Below are 18,506 nucleotides of genomic sequence, written 5' to 3' on the forward strand. Positions count from 1 at the left end.
GTTTCAGGCCGCCGGTTCCTTCCGGTAGACGGTGGGGCGGACGTACCGGTAGGGGTGATCCGTCCCGATGAGGCTCTCGGAATGCCCCACGAAGAGGAATCCCCCCGGCCGAAGGCAGGCGTGGAAGCGCCTCACGGTCCGCTCCTGGGTGGGCTTGTCGAAGTAGATCATCACGTTCCGGCAAAAGATGATATCCATGGGATCGCGCCAGGGGAAGGGCTCCATGAGGTTGTGTCGAAGGAAGCGGACGTGCCGCCGGACGGTCTCCTTCACCCTGACATACCCATCGTATCGGCCGATCCCCTTCTGAAAGTAACGGTGCAGGACGTGGCGGGGGAGGGGGGTGGTCTTCTGGATGTCGTAGATCCCCCGTTCCGCCTGGGCCAGGACCCGGGTGGAGAGGTCCGTCGCTTGGACCTCCAGCCGCCAGGTGGGCGGCAGGACCTTCGCCTCGAGGCAGGCGATGACCAGGGAGAAGGGCTCCTCGCCGCTGGCGCACCCGGCGCTCCAGATCCGGAGCGTCCGGTCCCGGTCGAGGCGCCGCAGCCGCAGGATCTCCGGGATGGCCTCGCCGGTGAGGAAGTCGAGGTGCCGGCGTTCCCGGAAGAACTGGGTGAGATTGGTGGAGATGGCGTCGAGGAGCGCGGCGAGCTCGGCCCCCGTCTCGTCCTCCACCACGAGCCGGTAGTAGTGGGAGAATCTCCGGATGCCTCTCTGGCGCAGGATCTTTCCGAGCCGGGCCTTGAGGAGTTCCTTCTTTTCCGCCCGGAGGTAGATCCCGGCCTTGCGGTGGATGAGGTCGCTGAGGCGCTGGAACTCCTGGTCGCGCAGGGGCACCGTCTCGAAGAGGTCGGCGGTCCCCCTCCCCGGCGCTTCCCTGGTCGCCGCTGGCGGCCTAGAAGTCTTCAAATTGGGCCTCCACTTCGTCGTCGAAGGGGATGGCCCGGGCGGGGTTCACGAAGGGCCGCTCCCCGTTCGGGGGGGCCTTCCGGGGCCCGGCGGCGGCCGGGGCGGGGGCCCGGTCGGGGCGGGGCGGGAGTGCCGGCTGCGCGGGGCGGGGGGCGGGAGCGGGACGCCGCCCGGCGGCAGGCGTGGCGGGGGGCCGGCCGCCGCCGTCGCCGATGACTTCCGAGAGGGCCCGGACGGTGGCCGTGAGGACCTGGGCCTGGCGGCGCAGGCCGTCACTGCTGGAGGCCACCTTGTCGGCGGTGGCGGCGTTCTTCTGGACCACCTGGTCCATCTGCTGGACGGCCAGGTTGAGCTGTTCCACGCCGCCGGCCTGCTCCTTGCTGGCGGCGCTGATCTCCCGGACGAGGTTCTCGAGGCGGCCCGAGTGTTCCATGACCTCCCCGAAGGAGGCCTCCACCTCCTCGAGGAGCCCGGCCCCGCCGTCGATGCGCCGGCGGGTCTCCTCGATGAGCCCGGCGGTGTTGCGGGCGGCCTCGGCGGAGCGCTGGGCGAGGTTTCGGACCTCGTCGGCCACCACGGCGAATCCGGCCCCGGCCTCCCCGGCCCGCGCGGCCTCCACGGCGGCGTTCAGGGCGAGAAGGTTGGTCTGGAAGGCGATCTCGTCGATGGTGCCGATGATGCGCCCGATGTGTTCTCCGGCGGCGGAGATCCTCTTCATGGACTCGTCCATGTCGCGCATGGACCGGTTGGCCTTGTGGAGCACGTCGCGGGATTTTTCCACCAGCTGGTTGGCCTCGTGGGCGTTTTCCGCGTTCCGGCGTGTCATGGAGGCCATCTGCTCCAGGGAGGCGGCGGTCTCCTCCAGGGCGGCCGCCTGGGCCGCGGCGCCGTCGGCGAGGTCCTTGCTGGCGGCGGCGGCTTCCGCCGACGCCGCCGCCATCCGCTCCGCCTCCCGGTGGAGTCCTAGGTTCAGGTGGATCAGCCGCCGGAAGGAGCCGCCCAGGAGGAACCCCAGGGCGATGGAGATGCCCACGGCCGCCAGGCCCGACAGGGCGCCCACGATGGTGTAGCGGCGGACCTTGGCCGCCGTGTCCACCCGGAAGGCGGTCCGGTAGGCCCCGACCTCGTCGAGGAGCCGGATCATCTTGGACTGGTAGGCCCGCCAGAGGCGGACCTGGTCGGAGCGGACCGCTTCTCTGGCTTCGTCCAGGCGGCCGGCGGCGGCCAGGGAGAGGATCCGCCGTCGAAGCTCCACGTCGCCCCGCCACAGGCGCCGGATCTCCTCCCCGGACCGCACGAAGTCCGTCCTCCCGGCGGCGCGGGCCAGGTCCAGGAAGGTGTCGCAGAGATCGCCGAAGGCCTCCACGGCGGCCTCGTGGGCCTGGTAGGCCCGCCGGTTGGAAGGATCCAGCACGACGTTGCGGATGGCCTGGCCCTGCTGGAGCCCCTGGGCGTACATGTCCCGCAGGGTGGTCGCCAGGGATTCCGCCGTGGCGGTATAGTGCTCGAAGGCCTGGTGGGTGCGGACCGCCGTGGCGAGCAGGAGGCCCACGGCGAGCACCGTGAGGGCCGTTGCGGCGGCGAGCGCCGCGGTGGTCTTGAACCGGATCCCCCGTTCCGTCCTCTTCGTGTCCATGGTTCGTTGTCCGTTCCCGGGCCGCCGCGGCCCTCCCGCCCGGCCCGGCTCAGGCCTCCGCGGCGGCCGGCTCGGCCTCGGCGAGCAGGTTCCATCCCTCGTCCTTGAGGATCTCCTCGATGTTCAGGAGGATCTTGACGCGGTCCTTCACCTTGGCCATCCCCAGGATGGCCCCGGCCATGACGTGCATGCCGAGGCCCGGCGGGGGCTCGATGTCCTCCCCCGCGATGTTGAGGACCTCCGAGACCGTGTCCACCACCACCCCCACGTGGACCTTCTCGTCTCCCTCCCGGATCTCCACCACGATGATGCAGGTCCGCTCGTCGTAGGCGCGTTCCGGCATCCCGAACCGGAGGCGGAGGTCCAGGACGGGGATCACCTTGCCCCGGAGGTTGATGACGCCCTTGACGTAGGGCGGGGTCTGAGGGACCGCGGTGATCTCCATGAGGCCGATGATCTCCCGCACCTTCATGATTTCCAGGCCGTAGTCCTCGTCGGCCAGGGTGAAGGTGAGGTACTTGCCCTCAAGCTCCGAGAGCCCGCTGGGGTTCTTTTCGTTCTGGCGCATATTCGTCCTCGTAGTTCGCAAGTTCCAGCCGCCCGCCGTCGAGGGAGTAGGGTTCCCGGCTGTGGTCGCGGCCCACCATCTCGGTGAGGCGGGCCACGATGTCCTCGAGGTGGCGGGCCTGGCCCCGGAGCTGTTCGCTGGCGGAGGAGGTCTCTTCCGCCGTGGCGGCCACCCGCTGCACCGCGGTCTCGAGCTCGTTCATGTTGGCGTTGATGCTGGTGATGCCCTGGGCCTGCTCCTGGCTGGCCGCGGAGATCTCGGAGATGAGCTGGCGGATCCGGTTGAAGCCCGTGGTGACCTCGCCGAAGGCCTCGTTGGTGCGGCGGACGAGGTCGGAGCCGCGGTCGATCTTCCGAATGGTTTGCTCGATGAGCCCGGCGGTGTTGCGGGCGGCCTCGGCGGAGCGCTGTGCGAGGTTTCGGACCTCGTCGGCCACCACGGCGAATCCGGCCCCGGCCTCCCCGGCCCGCGCGGCCTCCACGGCGGCGTTCAGGGCGAGGAGGTTGGTCTGGAAGGCGATCTCGTCGATGGTCTTGATGATCTGGCTGATCTCCTGCCCGGAGGCGGCGATCTCGGTCATGGAGCCCGTCAGCTCCTGCATGGAGGCGTTGGCGTTGTTGACCACCTCCTGGCTGGAGGAGGAGAGGTCTTCCACGCTCTTGGCGTTCTGGGCGTTCTGCTCCGTCATGGAGGCGATCTCCTCCATGGCGGTGGCGGTGGTCTCCAGGGTGGCGGCCTGCTCCGAGGCCCCGCTGGCCATCTGCTGCGAGGCGGTGGCCACCTGGGCGGAGGCCTCGGTGAGCTGGGCGGATCCCTGGCTGATCTCGGTCACCACCCCGCGGAGCGGCCGGCTGATCATCCGGTCCACCACCAGCCAGAAGGTGAGGATCACCAGCGGGAGGGTGATGACCGCCAGGATCACCGCCGCCCGGATCATCCGGGCCTTGGCCTTTCGGGTGGCCGCCAGGGAGGCCTCGCGGAAGTCCTCGATGCTGGCCCGGCTCTCCTCCACGGCCTTGTCGATGTAGTCCCGCTTGAGGCCGAGCTGGACGGTCCCGATCTTTTCACCTTCCACGAGGATGGGCTGGGTGATGACGGGGATGCCGGCCACCGGGTCGGTCCCCGCCAGGCGCTTGCCGTCGAGGTTGCGGAAGGAGAGAAAGGCGATGTCCGGGTCCTGGAGGCTCGCCGAGGCGTATTCCTCCAGGGCCGAGAAGTCGTAGCCGAGGACCCGCTCGGGCGCGATCATGGCCATGATGCGCCCGAGGGTGTCGCCCTTTTCCTGGAGCTTCTTCTGGAGATGGGCGGTCTGCTGTTCCTGGAGGCGCGAGAGCAGGTCGGCCACCTGGGCGTTCTGCTCGTGCTGGGCCTGGACCGAGAGGTAGAGAAGGGTCCCGGCCACCAGCACCAGGGTGCCCACCGCGGTGAAGATGCCGGTGAGGGCCACCACCTTGGCGCCGAAGGTGCCGCCGTGGTTTCGATTGAGGCGTTTCATCATGATCCGATTCCCCCTGTCAGGCCGACGCCCGGCCTCATTTTTCGTGCTCCCTGACGATCCGGAGGCATTCGGCCACCGGGCCGTAGTCCAGCGGGGCGGTCCAGCCGGCGATCTTGGCCGCCTTGGCCGCCGGGTGCCCCTCCTTCAGGGAAAGGAGGGCCCGGGTCACCCGCCGGTTGAGATCCGCCGGGGTCTTGGCGAGGGCCGCGAACGGCCATTCCGGGTAGAGGATGGTGGTGTGGACGAAGGGGAAGCCGTCGTGGGCCGGGTCGATCACCCGGAACTCGCCCATGCGGATCTTGCCCTCCGCCTCCATCCGTTCCAGGGTGTCGCTCCGGACCGTCCCGGCGTCCATGACGCCGTTTTTGACGGCGTAGACGACGTTGTCGTGTTTCTTGCCCTCCACCAGGGTGAAGTCCCGGAAGGGGTTGATCCCGTGTTCGATGAGGTGCCGGAAGGCCATCTGGCCGCCGCCGAAGGAGGTGCGCTTCACGCACATGAACCGGGTGCCGCGCAGGTCGGCGAGGGAGCGGATGGAGCTGCCGGCCCGGGTGAAGATGACGCCGCCGAACCGGTTGAGGGCGCGGCCCTCGCGCATGTTGAGGAGGCTGGCCAGGGCCTTGACGCCGTACTTCTCGTGCATGTCCACGTAGAAGCCGGAATTGGCGATGAGGTAGTCGATGCGCCCCCCGCTCACCGAGGGTTCGATCTCCTCGAAGTTCAGGGGCACCACCTCGAAGGGCGTCCCGGTCTCCTTGGTGAGGTAGTCCGCCAGGGGCTTCCACTTCTTCATGGCCACCACGTTGCCCCGCTTGGCGAGGACCCCGATCTTCATGGCGGCGTGGGCGCCGGCCGGGGCGGACAGGGGCGCGAGGCCGAGGACGGCGAACCATGCCACGAGTCGGATGAACATTTTCCCTTTCATGCGTTGACCTCCATCGTTTCGTTGTGCCGGGCCCCCTCTGCCGAAGCCCGGTGATCCATCTGCTCGTTGTCCCGGCGGACCTTATCGTTGTGGGACTCGATGATGCCGGCGATGTCGAGGATGAGTCCCACCCGGCCGTCGCCGAGGATGGTTCCCCCGGCCACGCCCCGGATCTGCTGGAGGTACTTGCCGAGGCTCTTGATCACCACCTCTTGCTTGCCCAGGAGGCCCTCCACCAGGAGGCACCGCTGCTGGCCCTCGTTTTCCACCACCACCACCAGGGCCTCGCAGGGGTCGGTCTGGCGGGGCTCCACTCCGAAGAGCTCGTAGAGCCGGATGAGCGGGATGAGCTCGCCCCGGACCTTGATCATCTCGCCCCGGCCCTGGACGGTGTGGTAGTCGGCCCGGCGGGGGCGGAGGGTCTGCTTGATGGCGATGGTGGGGATGATGTAGCGTTCGGACCCCACGCACACCACGATGCCGTCGATGATGGCCAGGGTGAGGGGGAGGCGGATGGCGATGGCGCAGCCCCGGCCCGGGGTGGACCGGAGCTCCACCTTGCCCCGGAGCCGCTCGATGGCGCGCTTGACCACGTCCATCCCCACGCCCCGGCCGGAGACCTCGGTCACTGATTCGGCGGTGGAGAAACCGGGATGGAAGACGAGGTTGTCGATCTCGTGGTCGGCGAGGGTCTCGTCCTCCCGGACGAGGCCGCGTTCCTCGGCCTTCTTTCGGATCCGGGTACGGTCGAGGCCCCGGCCGTCGTCCCGGATCTCGATGATGATGGAGCCGCCCTTGTGGTAGGCCTCCAGGAGGACCACGCCGGTCTCGGGCTTGCCGGCGGCGGCGCGTTCCTCCGGCGGTTCGAGGCCGTGGTCCACGGCGTTTCGGATCATGTGGACCAGGGGGTCGTAGATGGCCTCCACCATGTTCCGGTCGATCTCGGTGTCTTCCCCGCTCATCCGGAGTTCCACCTGCTTGCCGCACCGCTTGGAGAGGTCCCGGACGAGGCGGATCATCTTGTGGAAGGTGTGGCGGATGGGGACCATCCGGAGCGCCATGGCGTTCTTCTGGAGCTCGGAGGTGATCCGCCCGAGCTGCGAGAGGTCGCGCTGGAGCTTCTGGTCCAGGGTGTCTCGGATGCTGGGGTTCTGCTGGACCAGGGACTGGACGATCACCAGTTCCCCCACCATATCCACCAGGTTGTCCAGCTTGCCGAGGTCCACCTTCACGGCGGCGGCCTCGCTGCGGAGCTGCCGCTGTTCCCGGATGGCGTGGGCCACGTCCTTGGGGTCGGCCTTGCCCTCCTGGACCAGGATCTCCCCGATCCGGGCCTGCGGGGTCTCCTCCCGCTGCTTCCGGATGGCGGCGTCCACGTCCTCGGGGGTGACCACCCCCTTCTCCACCAGGATCTCCCCGAGGGGTTTCGTGGGGACCGGGACGGGTCCCGTCTCGCCGGCCAGCATGGCCTCGATGCGTTCGAGGTGCCCGGAGATGTCGCAGGGCCGGTAGGCGGCCGGGCCTTCCCGGAGGACGTCCTGGAGGTTCCCGATCATGGTCTTCAGGATGTCCACCACGTCGAGCACCAGATCCACCAGGGCGGGAGAGACCTCGAGCTGGTCGTTGCGGACCCGGTCGAGCAGGGTCTCGGCCTGGTGCGAGAGGCGGTTGACGTCCTGGAGCTGGAGGAAGCCGGAGACGCCCTTTATGGTATGGAAGGGCCGGAAGATGCCGTTGATGCACTCCTTGTCGTCCGGCCGCTGTTCGAGTTCCAGGAGGTGGATCTCGATCTGCTCCAGGTGTTCGGCCGCCTCGTTGACGAAGTCCTTGAGGAGGTCCGGGTCGGCCATGAAGGGGAGGGGTTCGGCCGGCGCCGGGCGTTTCGGGGCCTTCGGTTTCCGGCCGGCGCGGGCCTTCCCCTTGCCCTTTTTCTTCTTGGTGTCCCCGTCCTCGGCGCTGCCGGCCGTTGCCGCCACGGTGACGCCCCAGCCGGCGAGGAGCCCGGCCGCCTCCTCAAGGCAGGCGCGGCCTGCGTCCTCGCCGCCGTGGAGGGCCTTCTGGAGCAGGGTGACGCAGCGGGCCAGGGTTTCGAGGTTTTCGCGGGAGTCTTCCAGGTCGGCGAGAACGATCTTCTCCCCGGCCTGCTTCACCGCCTCGAGGATGGACCGGGCGGGGCCCTCGGGGGCCGCTTCCAGGCAGGCGTCCAGGGTGGACAGGAACTCCCCCAGGGCGGGGAGGTCGCCCGGGGTGAAGAGGACGGCCTGGAGGGCCAGGGCGTCCACCAGGGTCTCAAAGGGGACTTCGGGTGTCATGCCATCTCCGAACGATCCGACAAAGCGCCACCAACGTTCTACTCATCGTCCGGAATGGCACGAGACTAAAACCGGAACGGATCCAAGTTGAATCGCCGGCGGGGAGGGGCTTGGCGGGAGGTCAGCCGGCCCAGGCCAGGGCCTTCTTGAGCTCGGCGACCCGGTCGCGGAGCCCGGCGGCCTGCTCGAAGTCGAGGGCCGCCGCCGCGGCGCGCATCTCGGCCTCGAGGCGGGCGATCTCCCGGGCCAGGGCCGCGGGATCGGCGGCGGCGGGCGGGGCCTCGGCCACCTGGTCGAGGCTGACGTAGTCCCGCTCGTAGATGGCGGCCAGGGCGTCGCCGGCGGCCCGTCGCACCGTCTCCGGGGTGATGCCGTGGGCCTCGTTGTAGGCGGCCTGGATGGCCCGGCGGCGGCGGGTCTCCTCCATGGCCCGGCGCATGGAGCCGGTGACGCGGTCGGCGTAGAGGATGACCTTCCCGCGGGCGTTGCGGGCCGCCCGGCCCGCGGTCTGGACCAGGGAGACCTCGGAGCGGAGAAAACCCTCCTTGTCCGCGTCGAGGACCGCCACCAGGGAGACCTCGGGGAGGTCCAGACCCTCCCGCAGGAGGTTGATGCCGACCAGGACGTCGAACTCGCCCCGGCGCAGGTCCTGGATGAGCCGGCTCCGCTCCACGGTCTTGATGTCGGAGTGGAGGTAACGGATCCGGACCCCCACCGACTCGTAGTACTCGGTGAGGTCCTCGGCGAGCCGCTTGGTGAGGGTGGTGACCAGGACGCGTTCCCCGCGCCGGGCCCGTTCCCGGATCTCCCCGAGCAGGTCCTCCACCTGGTTCTCCGCCGGCCGCACCTCCATCTCGGGGTCCATGAGGCCGGTGGGCCGGATGATCTGTTCCACCACGGAACCGCCCGCGCGTTCCAGCTCGTAGGGGCCCGGGGTGGCCGAGACGTAGACCGCCTGCCGGATGCGGGCCTCGAACTCCTCGAAGCGCAGCGGCCGGTTGTCCAGGGCGGAGGGGAGCCGGAAGCCGAATTCCACCAGGGTCTCCTTGCGGGAGCGGTCGCCGGCGTACATCCCGCGCAACTGGGGGAGGGTGATGTGGCTCTCGTCCACGACGACGAGGAAGTCGTCGGGGAAGTAGTCGAGGAGCGTGGGGGGCGGCTCCCCCGGGGCGCGCCCGGAAAGGTGCCGCGAGTAGTTCTCGATGCCGTGGCAGTAGCCGAGCTCCTCGAGCATCTCGAGGTCGAGGTTCGTCCGCTGCTCCAGACGCTGGGCCTCCACCAGGCGGCCCGCCGCCTCCAGCTCGCGGAGGCGCTGGGCGAGCTCGGCCCGGATGCCCGTGACGGCCCGCTCCAGGCGGCCCTCCGTGGTGACGTAGTGGCTCGAGGGGTAGATCACGGCATCGCGCAGCTCGGCCACCCGCTTCCCGGTGAGGGGGTCGATCACGGAGAGGGCCTCGATCTCGTCGCCGAAGAGCTCCACCCGGATGGCCCGGTCGTCCTCGTGGGCCGGCAGGATCTCCACGGTGTCGCCCCGGACGCGGAAGGTTCCCCGGCGGAGGTCCGCCTCGCCCCGCTCGTAGAGCATGGCCACCAGCCGGGCGAGGATCTCCTCCCGGGGGCGCCGATCCCCCGTCCGGAGGTAGAGCTGCATGCGCTCGTACTCCTCCGGGGAGCCCAGGCCGTAGATGCAGGAGACGCTGGCCACGATGATGACGTCGCGGCGGGTGAGGAGGGAGCGGGTGGCGGAATGCCGGAGCCGGTCGATGAAGTCGTTGATGGCGGCGTCCTTCTCGATGTAGGTGTCGGACTGGGGGATGTAGGCCTCGGGCTGGTAGTAGTCGTAGTAGCTGACGAAGTATTCCACGGCCGTTTCCGGGAAGAGGGCGCGGAACTCCCCGAAGAGCTGGGCCGCCAGGGTCTTGTTGGGGGCGATCACCAGGGTGGGGCGCTTGAGGGCCGCGATCACGTGGGCCAGGGTGAAGGTCTTGCCGGAGCCCGTGACGCCGAGGAGGACGTTGTGGCGGGTGCCCCGGCGGAGTGCCTCCACCAGGGCGGCGATGGCCCGGGGCTGGTCGCCGCGGGGCTCGAGGTCGGTGGCGAGTCGGAAGGTGTCGTCCATTTTTCCTGGCGGGGCGGCCGTTGTGCCGGGGGACGCGAGCGGCTAGTATGGCCACCGTCGGCCGCCACGCCGAAAGGTAGTGCCGATCCACCCGGAACGAAAGAGGGAGGGCATCATGACCACAGCGGGATCCCCCACCCACGCGCCCGTGCGGGTCCGGTTCGCGCCGAGCCCCACCGGGTACCTCCACATCGGCGGCGCCCGGACGGCCATCTACAACTGGCTCTTCGCCCGGCGGCACGGCGGCACCTTCATCCTCCGCATAGAGGACACCGATGCCGAGCGTTCCACGCAAGACTCCATCCGGGGCATCATCGACGGGCTCACCTGGCTCGGGATCGACTGGGACGTGGGGCCCGACTTCCAGTCGCGGCACATCGCCGAGCACCGGGCCGCGGCGGAACGGCTCCTCGCCTCCGGCCATGCCTACCGCTGCTTCTGCACCAAGGAGGAGCTGGACGCCAAGCGCGAGGCCGCCAGGGCCGCCAAGCGGCCCTTCAAGTACGACGGGACCTGCCGGAACCTCCCCCCGGAGGAGGTGGAGCGGCGCGTGGCCGCCGGCTGGCCCAGCGTCATCCGCTTCCGGGTGCCGGAGGGCGAGGGGGCGGTCCGCTTCGACGACGTGGTCTACGGGCCCATCGAGCGGGCCTGGGCCGACATCGAGGACTTCGTCATCGTGCGGTCCAACGGGACCCCGCTCTACCTCCTCTCCAACGCGGTGGACGACATCCGGGACGGGATCACCCACGTGATCCGCGGCCAGGACGGCCTGGCCAACACCCCCCGCCAGATCCTCATCTACCAGGCCCTGGGGGCCCCGCTGCCGGTCTTCGCCCACATGCCCCTCACCCTGGACCTCCAGAAGCGGAAGATCTCGAAGCGGACCCACGGCGAGGTGGTGGCCGTCCAGTTCTACCGGGAGCGGGGTTTTCTACCCTGGGCACTGGTGAACTTCCTGGTCCTCCTCGGCTGGCACGTCTCCGGCGACCAGGAGATCTTCTCGCGGGAGGAGCTGCTCGAGGCCTTCTCCCTGGAGGGGATCGGACGGGCCAACTCCATCTTCAACTACCGGCCCGGCGACCCGAAGTTCTTCACGGATCCCAAGGCCCTTTCCATCAACGCCCACTACCTCCGGACGCTGCCCGTGGAGGAGATCGCCCCCCACGTGAAGGCGGAACTCGAGGCGGCCGGTATCTGGGACCCCGCCTGGGAGGGTGAGCGCCGGGAGTGGTTCCTGGCCACCGTGGACCTCATCCGCAGCCGCTACCACACCCTCAAGGACTTCGTGGAACTCGGACGTGCCTATTTCTCCGACGACTTTCCGGTGGACGAGAAGGCCCTCCGGAAGAACGTCCTCAAGCACGAGGCGCTCCGGGAGTGGCTGCCCGAGCTCGCCGACCGCCTGGCCGGGGTGTCGCCGTGGACCCCGGAGGCCACGGAGGCCGCCGTCCGGGCCTTCGCCGAGGAGAAGGGGATCAAGGCCGGGGTCGTCATCAACGGGATCCGCACCGCGGTCACGGGCCAGGCCGTGGGCCCCGGGCTCTTCGACGTCCTGGCGGCCGTGGGACAGGAGCGCACGGTGGCCCGGCTCCGGCGGGTCCCGGCGCTCTACGGCGGCTGATCCCCTAGGCGGCCCCTTCCCGCTCGAAGAGGGCCGAGACGAAGGCGTCGGGGTCGAAGGGCCGCAGGTCGTCCATCCCCTCCCCGATCCCGATGTAGCGGATGGGGATCCCCATCTCGTCCGAGACGGCCACCACGATGCCGCCCTTGGCCGTGCCGTCGAGCTTGGTGAGGACGATGCCCGTGACGTCCACGGCCTCCCGGAAGAGCCGGGCCTGCGAGACGGCGTTCTGCCCGGTGGTGGCGTCCAGGACCAGGAAGACCTCGTGGGGCCCCTCCGGGACCTTCTTGCGGATGACCCGCCGGAGCTTCTTGAGCTCCTCCATGAGGTTGGTCTTGGTGTGGAGGCGGCCGGCGGTGTCCACCAGGACCACGTCGGCCCCCCGGTGGATGGCCGCCTCCAGGCCGTCGTAGACCACGGCCGCCGGGTCGGCCCCCGCCGCGTGGCGGACCACGGGGACGTCCAGGCGCCGGCCCCAGGTCTCGAGCTGTTCCGCCGCCGCCGCCCGGAAGGTGTCGGCCGCCACCAGGAGGACCTTCTTGCCCTCGGCCTGGAGGCGGCGGGCGATCTTGGCGATGGTGGTGGTCTTGCCGACGCCGTTGACCCCCACCACCAGGACCACGAAGGGCGCCGGGGCCCATGCCGGCCCCGGCCCCGGCGGCGGCAGCAGCGCCCGGATCCGGTCCTGGAGCCGCTCCCGGAGGGCCCCGGCGTCGGCGAGCTCGCGGCGCTTCACCTGGATCCGCAACTCCTCCAGGACCTTGCCCACCGTGGCCACGCCCATGTCCGCGGTGACCAGGATCTCCTCGAGCTCGTCGAGGAGGCCGGGGTCGATCTCCTTGCGGCCGAGGAGGAGCTCGTCCACCTGGTGGACGAAGCCCTGGCGGGTGCGGGCGAGGCCCTCCTTGAGACGGGCGAGGAGCCCCTTCCTTTCGCCGGCCTCCGGCCCCGCGGCGGGCCCGGACGGCGCCTGGGAGGGCGCCTCCTCCGCGGGGGTCTTCCGTCCGAACCAGTTACCGATCATCGCCTGGACCTCCGGGGCGGGGCACCCGGAACGGTGCCCGGGGTTGCCAGCGGCGCCCGAAGTCTGATATTAACGGACACATCGGGATCGACCAACCCGGGGGGAGGAGACCCCGGAACTTCGCCGGCGAGGTGACCATGAACAAGTCCGAGCTGATGGAAGGCGTGGCGGAACGCGCCGATCTCCCGCGTGCCCATGCCGAGGCGGTGGTGAAGGAGATCTTCGCCGCCATGACCGAGGCCCTGGTCTCCGGTGAGGGCGTGGAGATCCGGGGCTTCGGCAGCTTCGTGGTGAAGAGCTACCGGCCCTACACGGGCCGCAACCCCAAGACCGGCGAGAAGATTCCCGTGGCTCCCAAGAAGCTCCCCTTCTTCAAGGTCGGCAAGGAACTGCGCGAGCGGGTCCAGCGGGGGCGCGGTTCTTAGACTCCCGGCCGCCCGGAGCTAGCCGGCCTCCTCGATCTCCAGCCCCTCCAGCAGGAGCCGCGCGGCGGTGACGCCGAGGACCGGCGTGAGCCCGCAGCTGGGGCTTCGCGCCTTGAGCACCGCCCGGGCCACGCCGAGACGGCGGGCGAGGCGGGCGGCCTCCTCCGCGCCGCGGAGGAACTGGGCCGTGACGTCCTGGCCCGCGACGGTGCGCACCGCGGCCCGGCCCTCGATGACGGCGAGCCCGTCACCGCCCTCGAGGGCGGCGGCCGGCCGCGGGGTGGCAAGCCCCCCGAGCTGCTCCGGGCACACGGGAACGACCCGCCGGCCGGCCAGGGCCGCCAAGACCTCCGGGTCGAGGCGGCTTCCGCCGTCGTAGCGGCAGGCCGCGCCCAGGAGGCACGCGCTCACGAGGAGGCCGGGCGCCACCTTCAGCCGGCGAAGGCCACGGCCGGGGCCCCCTCCGGCCGGGGCCGCACCTCCCCGATCCGGTAGGCCGGCTCCCCGGCCGCCGCGGCCGTCTCGAGGACGGCGTCGGCCGTCTCCCCGGGCACCACCAGGACCATCCCGATCCCGCAGTTGAAGGTCCGGAACATCTCCTCGTCAGGGATGTCCCCCGCCTCCCGGAGGAAGGTGAAGACCGCCGGGACGGGCCAGCTCTCCCGCCGGATCACGGCCTGGAGGTGGCCGGGGAGGACTCTCGGGATGTTGTCCACGAACCCGCCCCCGGTGACATGGACCATGCCGGAGACGGGGTGGGCCTCGAGGATCCGGGCGACGGCCCGGGCGTAGATCCGGGTGGGGGTGAGGAGGACCTCTCCCAGGGGCCGGTTGCCCAGGGCCGGGACCGGGGCCCGGACGTCCAGCCCCCGTTCCTCGAAGCAGATCTTCCGGACCAGGGAGAAGCCGTTGCTGTGGAGGCCGCTCGAGGCCAGGCCGACGAGGGCGTCTCCTTCACGGACCCGCGAGCCGTCGATGAGGCGGGAGCGGTCCGCCACCCCCACCACGAAGCCGGCGAGGTCGTAGTCCCCTGCGGCGTACATGCCCGGCATCTCGGCGGTCTCGCCGCCGATGAGGGCGCAGCCCGCCTGGCGGCACCCCTCGGCGATGCCCCCGATCACCTCGGCGGCCACGTCGGGGTCGAGGCGCCCGGTGGCGAAGTAGTCCAGGAAGAAGAGGGGCCGGGCCCCGCAGACCAGGATGTCGTTGACGCTCATGGCCACGAGGTCGATCCCCACGGTGCCGTGGATGCCGGCCTCCACGGCGACCTTGAGCTTGGTGCCCACCCCGTCGGTGGAGGCCACGAGGACGGGGTCGGAGAGCCCCGAGGTGTCCAGGGCGAAGAGCCCGGCGAAGCCGCCGAGCTCGGTGATGACGCCCGGGGTTCGGGTCGCCGCCACCAGGGGCCGGATCCGGTCCACCAGGCGGTTGGCCTTGTCGATGTCGACGCCGGCCTGGGCGTATCGGGAGGTTCGGGTCACGGGAGGCCTCCTGGGCGGGGGGATTCCGGGGCAGTTGTATTCGCTGGCGGGGGGGAAGTCAACCGCCGCCCGCCTCCGCCGGGGTGCCGGCGTTGCCGCGCCTTCCCCGAAATGTTTTATAGGGGGCATGACGGACGTGAAAGACGGCACGATGGCGGCCGGCCGGGGCGCCGCATGAAACAGGTGCGGAACGGGCCGGCGATCCCCGTCGGCGTGGACCATCCCATCGGGGAGAAGATCGCCGCGGCCCGGCGGCTCCTGGCCGTTCACGGGGCGGCGCTCCACTCCGACCCGGCCGTCGCCGGACTGCTCGGGCGCTACCGGGCCGCCCTCCGGGACAGCCGCCGCGAGATGGAGGCGGGCGGCATCGTGGCCGAATGCACCGAGTGCGCCGTGGTGGACGGCGGCAGCTGCTGCGGCCGCGGCATCGAGAACCGCTTCGACGCCGTGCTCCTCCTGGTGAACCTGCTCCTGGGGGCGGAGCTTCCCGACCGACCGGAGGACCCCGACGGGTGTTGGTTCCTCGGCGCCGCCGGCTGCCGCATCCCCGCCCGCCACGTGATCTGCATCAACTACGTCTGCCCCCGGCTGGTCCGCCGGCTGGGGCCGGAGGGGCTCCGATCCTACCAGGCCCGGGTGGCCCGGGAGGCGGACCTCGGTTTCGCCCTGGAGGAGGCGCTCAAGCGGTGGCTGCGGAACCGGACCTGAGCGCGGACCGGCGCTGGATGGGCGAGGCCCTCGCCCTGGCCCGCCAGGCCTTGGCGGCCGGCGAGTTTCCGGTGGGGTGCGTCCTGGTGGCGGGCGGGCGCGTGGTGGGCCGGGGGCGGCGGGTCCACACCCGGCCCGGGGAGGTGAATGAGCTGGACCATGGCGAGATGGTGGCGCTTCGGCAGTGGCTCTCCGGCGGCGCCCCGGGGTCCGGCGGGGCCGTCACCGTCTACACCACCCTCGAGCCCTGCCTCATGTGCCTCGGCGCCCTCGTCTTGAACGGCGTCCGGCGGATCGTCTACGCCTACGAGGACGTCATGGGGGGAGCCACGGGCCTCCTCCCCCGGGTCCGCTCGGGGGGCGGGCCGGGCGCCCCGGGGCCGACGCTCTACACCGATCCCCCGGTCACGATCACGGCCGGCGTGGAGCGGGGCCCGAGCCTCTCCCTCTTCCGGGCCTTCTTCGCCGATCCCGCCAACGACTACTGGCGGGAGAGCCCGCTGGCGCGCTACACCCTTTCGGCGGCCGCGTCGGCGCCGCGGGGGAGGCCCCGGTGAGGATCGAGCGCCGGACCGTCCAGTTCCAGGCCCGCACCCGGAACCTCTTCCTCCACGTGTTGACCCGGTGCAACCTCCGGTGCCGCCACTGCTACATCAACCCAGGCCAGCACGGGACCGGGGTCCTCGACGCGCCCACCATGGCCCGCTGGCTCGCCCTCTTCGCCGAGGGGGCCGAGGTCACCAACGTGGTCTTCCTCGGCGGGGAGCCCACGTTGAACCCGGCCCTCCCGGACGGGATCCGCGAGGCCCGGCGCCTCGGCTACGCCAGCGTCACCGTGGACACCAACGGGTTTCTCTTCCACGACGTCCTGGACCGGGTCGCGCCGGACGAGGTGGACTACTTCAGCTTCAGCCTGGACGGGGCCTCGCCGGAGGTGAACGATCCCGTCCGGGGGGCGGGCGTCTTCGAGACCTGCACCGCCGGCATCCGGCGGGCCCGGGAGCGGGGTTTCGGCGTGAGCGTGATCTTCACGGCCAGCCGCCTGAACCTCCACGACCTCCCCAACATGCCGGGGCTGCTCGCCGGCCTGGGGGTGGAGCGTTTCTTCATCCAGGTGATCGGGATCCGCGGTCAGCCCGCGGCCCGGGGGGAGGCCGGTCTCCAGCTCGCCCGGGAGGAATGGGAGGCGGTGGTGCCGGGGGTGGCCCGGGCGGCCGCCCGGCTCGGCCTCGTGGTGACCTACCCCAAGGTCTTCCTGGCCCCCGGCGAACCCTTCGCCTGCGCCGGCCGGGTGGCGGACAACTACTTCGTCTTTCCCAACGGGCGGGTGTACCGGTGCCCGCTCTGCGAGGACTTCCCGCTCCATTCCCTGGAGATCCGCGGGGACCGCCTGGTGGAACGGCCGCCCATCCGGGAGAGCGACCTCTTCGGCCTCGAGATCCCGGAAGGCTGTGTGCTGAACCGGATCCTCCACCCCGGCAACCTCGCCTACGACGCCGAGGGCCGTCCCCTCCACCGGATCGCCTGCTGCATGCTCAAGGAAGAGGTCCGGCCAGCAGGCCCCCGACGTCCACGCGGCGCGTGACGAGGCCCTGCCGGTAGAGGATCGCCTCGGTCTGGCGCCATCCCTCGAGGTCGACGGCGCCCACGGGCCGTCCCCCCGGGGGGAGGACCAGGCGCCGCGTCTCCGCCAGCTGGCGGCGGATGACCGCCACCGGGGTCTGCGTGTCGCGCCGGTGGACGGCCTCGGCCACCGCGGCCTCCCGGGCCGGGTCCATGGCCTCGCGCCATCCCCGGAGGAAGGCCCGTGTGAACCGGCGGACCCGGTCGGGGTGGGCCCGGTAGTAGGCCCGGGAGGTCACGAGGGAGTTGGCCACGAACCGGATGCCCCAGGCCGCCGGGTCCAGGAAGCCGGGCCGCCCGCCGCCCGCCGCGATCCGGTCGGCGAGGAAGACGCCCTGGGTGTTGCGGTAGACCGGCCAGAGGTCCACCCGCCCCCGCCAGAACGGGCCGAAGTCCGGGGTGACGGGCCAGAGGTCGGACTCGGCCTTCTGGACGTGGTACTTCCGGAGCAGGGCCCGGAGGATGGCCTCGTCGTTGCCCCCGTAGGTGACGCCGATCCGGAGACGGCCGAGGGCCGCCGGGGTGAGCGCCGGGATCCGGTCGGCCCGGTAGATCCACTGGAGGGGGTTTCGCTGGAAGACCTGGGCCAGCACCACCACGTCGGCGCCCTTGGCCGCGGCCCGGATCACCTGGTCCGCGGAGGCGATGCCGAACTGGGCACGGCCGAGCTCGAGGTCGCGGATGGCGTCCTGCTCGGGGCCGCCCTCCCGGAGGACCACCCGGAGGCCCTCGGCCCGGAAGAGGCCGGCCTGGTCGGCCCAGATCTCCCCGGCGAAGCTGGCGTTGAAGAGCCACTTGAGCCGGAGGACCACCGGGGCGCCGGGGCCCGCCGCCGGTTCCCCGCCGCCGCAGCCGGCGGCGAGGAGGAGGACCGCCGCGAGGGCGAGGAGGCGGCCCTTCACCGGCCGGCCCCCCGGAGCCGGCGCTTCCAGGCCGTGCCCACGCCTTCCACCGCGGCCAGGTAGAGGGAGGAGGCGAGGCCGATGAGGAAGAGGGCCACCAGGATCCGGGCGAGGTTTCCCTGGTAGAGGGCCTTTCGGATGACGTAGCCGATGCCGCGCCCCGCGGCGAGGAACTCCCCGATGATGGTGCCCACCATGGCCAGCGTCCCGCTTCCCACCACCACGGTGACGATCTTGTCGAGGTTCTCGAAGGTCCGGATCCGGATCTCGAGGCGCCAGTCGAGGCGGCCGGTGGCCCGGTAGAAGTGTTCTACGGCCTCCACGGGCTCGGAGAAGATCCCGATGAAGCTGAGCAGCAGGGGAAAGTAGCAGACCAGGGCCGTGATGAGGAGCCGCGCCAGGAGCCCGTCGCCGAAGAAGAGGAAGATGAGGGGGGCCAGGGCCACCACGGGGTAGGCCTGGAGGTTGTAGGCGGCCAGGCGGGTGAGGGCGCCCGGCCAGGAGGCGAGGCGTCCCACGAGCCCCACGGCGGTGGCCAGGACCACGGCCAGGACGTGGCCCAGGACGGCCACGCCCAGGGTGTTCGAGACGGCGGTGGTGAAGGCGGCCCCGTCCGCCCGGGCCACGCTCCAGAGTTCCACCGGCGGCGGGACGAGGTAGTCGGAGAGGCCGAGGGCGACCTTGGCGGCCCAGAGGAGGCAGAGCCCGGCCGCGTAGAGGGCGGCGAACTGGACGAGCCGGCCCAGGGCGCGCAT

Annotated in this window: 17 protein-coding genes; 5 read left to right on the forward strand and 12 right to left on the reverse strand. The window is 71.1% G+C overall.

Features of this window, described 5'->3' with window-relative positions; all coding sequences use genetic code 11:
- Positions 1-3: 3 nt before the first annotated feature.
- The 7 genes from HCU62_RS02405 to uvrB form a co-directional block, all read right to left on the reverse strand.
- The gene (locus HCU62_RS02405; protein WP_163299285.1) at positions 4-909 is read right to left on the reverse strand and encodes a CheR family methyltransferase; all 906 of its coding nucleotides are present in this window, start codon (positions 907-909) and stop codon (positions 4-6) included.
- Complete coding sequence (locus tag HCU62_RS12450; protein ID WP_169755394.1) at positions 896-2,545, reverse strand: methyl-accepting chemotaxis protein; 1,650 nt, start codon at positions 2,543-2,545, stop codon at positions 896-898. Before HCU62_RS12450 ends, HCU62_RS02405 begins: the two co-directional genes overlap by 14 nt.
- 49 nt (positions 2,546-2,594) lie before the next feature.
- A complete protein-coding gene (locus tag HCU62_RS02415) occupies positions 2,595-3,113 on the reverse strand; it encodes a chemotaxis protein CheW (protein WP_163298126.1) in 519 nt (172 codons plus the stop codon).
- On the reverse strand, positions 3,070-4,611 hold the full coding sequence (locus HCU62_RS11610) for a methyl-accepting chemotaxis protein (RefSeq protein ID WP_220096255.1): 1,542 nt from the start codon (positions 4,609-4,611) through the stop codon (positions 3,070-3,072). The genes HCU62_RS02415 and HCU62_RS11610 overlap by 44 nt, the downstream gene beginning before the upstream one ends.
- Positions 4,612-4,645: 34 nt before the next feature.
- Positions 4,646-5,536 carry a phosphate/phosphite/phosphonate ABC transporter substrate-binding protein gene (locus HCU62_RS02425; RefSeq protein WP_163298125.1) on the reverse strand — a complete coding sequence of 297 codons (891 nt, stop codon included), beginning with the start codon at positions 5,534-5,536 and terminating at the stop codon, positions 4,646-4,648.
- Entirely contained in the window at positions 5,533-7,848 is a 2,316-nt protein-coding gene (locus HCU62_RS12455; protein ID WP_163298124.1) for a chemotaxis protein CheA, read from the reverse strand. The genes HCU62_RS02425 and HCU62_RS12455 overlap by 4 nt, the downstream gene beginning before the upstream one ends.
- 121 nt (positions 7,849-7,969) lie before the next feature.
- A complete protein-coding gene (uvrB, locus tag HCU62_RS02435; RefSeq protein WP_163298123.1) occupies positions 7,970-9,967 on the reverse strand; it encodes an excinuclease ABC subunit UvrB in 1,998 nt (665 codons plus the stop codon).
- Between the two features lie 115 nt (positions 9,968-10,082).
- Here uvrB and gltX point away from each other — a divergent pair, with 115 nt between their 5' ends.
- The gene (gene gltX, locus HCU62_RS02440; RefSeq protein ID WP_163298122.1) at positions 10,083-11,588 is read left to right on the forward strand and encodes a glutamate--tRNA ligase; all 1,506 of its coding nucleotides are present in this window, start codon (positions 10,083-10,085) and stop codon (positions 11,586-11,588) included.
- 4 nt (positions 11,589-11,592) lie between these two features.
- On the opposite strand, the gene ftsY is transcribed toward gltX, so the two are convergent.
- Complete coding sequence (gene ftsY, locus HCU62_RS02445) at positions 11,593-12,612, reverse strand: signal recognition particle-docking protein FtsY (protein WP_163298121.1); 1,020 nt, start codon at positions 12,610-12,612, stop codon at positions 11,593-11,595.
- A gap of 137 nt (positions 12,613-12,749) precedes the next feature.
- Here ftsY and HCU62_RS02450 point away from each other — a divergent pair, with 137 nt between their 5' ends.
- On the forward strand, positions 12,750-13,037 hold the full coding sequence (locus HCU62_RS02450; RefSeq protein ID WP_163298120.1) for an HU family DNA-binding protein: 288 nt from the start codon (positions 12,750-12,752) through the stop codon (positions 13,035-13,037).
- 18 nt (positions 13,038-13,055) lie between these two features.
- Here HCU62_RS02450 and HCU62_RS02455 read toward each other — a convergent pair whose 3' ends face one another.
- Positions 13,056-13,448 (reverse strand): 2-thiouracil desulfurase family protein, encoded by a 393-nt coding sequence (locus HCU62_RS02455; protein ID WP_309474771.1) that lies wholly within the window; start codon positions 13,446-13,448, stop codon positions 13,056-13,058.
- 20 nt (positions 13,449-13,468) lie between these two features.
- Positions 13,469-14,518 (reverse strand): phosphoribosylformylglycinamidine cyclo-ligase, encoded by a 1,050-nt coding sequence (gene purM, locus HCU62_RS02460; protein WP_163298118.1) that lies wholly within the window; start codon positions 14,516-14,518, stop codon positions 13,469-13,471.
- Between the two features lie 174 nt (positions 14,519-14,692).
- On the opposite strand from purM, the gene HCU62_RS02465 reads away from it, so the two are divergent.
- From HCU62_RS02465 to HCU62_RS02475, 3 genes are read left to right on the forward strand one after another with little or no spacing between them, the layout of a single operon-like run.
- On the forward strand, positions 14,693-15,226 hold the full coding sequence (locus HCU62_RS02465; RefSeq protein WP_163298117.1) for a hypothetical protein: 534 nt from the start codon (positions 14,693-14,695) through the stop codon (positions 15,224-15,226).
- Positions 15,205-15,783 (forward strand): deaminase, encoded by a 579-nt coding sequence (locus HCU62_RS02470; RefSeq protein WP_309474770.1) that lies wholly within the window; start codon positions 15,205-15,207, stop codon positions 15,781-15,783. Before HCU62_RS02465 ends, HCU62_RS02470 begins: the two co-directional genes overlap by 22 nt.
- Entirely contained in the window at positions 15,780-16,811 is a 1,032-nt protein-coding gene (locus HCU62_RS02475) for a radical SAM protein (protein ID WP_309474769.1), read from the forward strand. Before HCU62_RS02470 ends, HCU62_RS02475 begins: the two co-directional genes overlap by 4 nt.
- Here the strand turns inward: HCU62_RS02475 and HCU62_RS02480 are convergent.
- A complete protein-coding gene (locus tag HCU62_RS02480) occupies positions 16,762-17,751 on the reverse strand; it encodes an ABC transporter substrate-binding protein (protein WP_163298116.1) in 990 nt (329 codons plus the stop codon). The genes HCU62_RS02475 and HCU62_RS02480 overlap by 50 nt on opposite strands.
- Entirely contained in the window at positions 17,748-18,506 is a 759-nt protein-coding gene (locus tag HCU62_RS02485) for an ABC transporter permease (protein ID WP_163298115.1), read from the reverse strand. Before HCU62_RS02485 ends, HCU62_RS02480 begins: the two co-directional genes overlap by 4 nt.

This window comes from Dissulfurirhabdus thermomarina (assembly GCF_012979235.1).
Taxonomy (GTDB): Bacteria; Desulfobacterota; Dissulfuribacteria; order Dissulfuribacterales; family Dissulfurirhabdaceae; genus Dissulfurirhabdus; species Dissulfurirhabdus thermomarina.

Excerpts from the sequence above, each read along its gene's own strand:
- HCU62_RS02425 (WP_163298125.1), bottom strand. The coding sequence starts at position 5,536 with ATGAAAGGGAAAATGTTCATCCGACTCGTGGCATGGTTCGCCGTCCTC.
- HCU62_RS02450 (WP_163298120.1), top strand. The coding sequence starts at position 12,750 with ATGAACAAGTCCGAGCTGATGGAAGGCGTGGCGGAACGCGCCGATCTC.
- HCU62_RS02415 (WP_163298126.1), bottom strand. The coding sequence starts at position 3,113 with ATGCGCCAGAACGAAAAGAACCCCAGCGGGCTCTCGGAGCTTGAGGGC.
- ftsY (WP_163298121.1), bottom strand. The coding sequence starts at position 12,612 with ATGATCGGTAACTGGTTCGGACGGAAGACCCCCGCGGAGGAGGCGCCC.
- HCU62_RS02485 (WP_163298115.1), bottom strand. The coding sequence starts at position 18,506 with ATGCGCGCCCTGGGCCGGCTCGTCCAGTTCGCCGCCCTCTACGCGGCC.
- HCU62_RS02465 (WP_163298117.1), top strand. The coding sequence starts at position 14,693 with ATGAAACAGGTGCGGAACGGGCCGGCGATCCCCGTCGGCGTGGACCAT.
- HCU62_RS12455 (WP_163298124.1), bottom strand. The coding sequence starts at position 7,848 with ATGACACCCGAAGTCCCCTTTGAGACCCTGGTGGACGCCCTGGCCCTC.
- uvrB (WP_163298123.1), bottom strand. The coding sequence starts at position 9,967 with ATGGACGACACCTTCCGACTCGCCACCGACCTCGAGCCCCGCGGCGAC.
- HCU62_RS11610 (WP_220096255.1), bottom strand. The coding sequence starts at position 4,611 with ATGATGAAACGCCTCAATCGAAACCACGGCGGCACCTTCGGCGCCAAG.
- HCU62_RS12450 (WP_169755394.1), bottom strand. The coding sequence starts at position 2,545 with ATGGACACGAAGAGGACGGAACGGGGGATCCGGTTCAAGACCACCGCG.
- gltX (WP_163298122.1), top strand. The coding sequence starts at position 10,083 with ATGACCACAGCGGGATCCCCCACCCACGCGCCCGTGCGGGTCCGGTTC.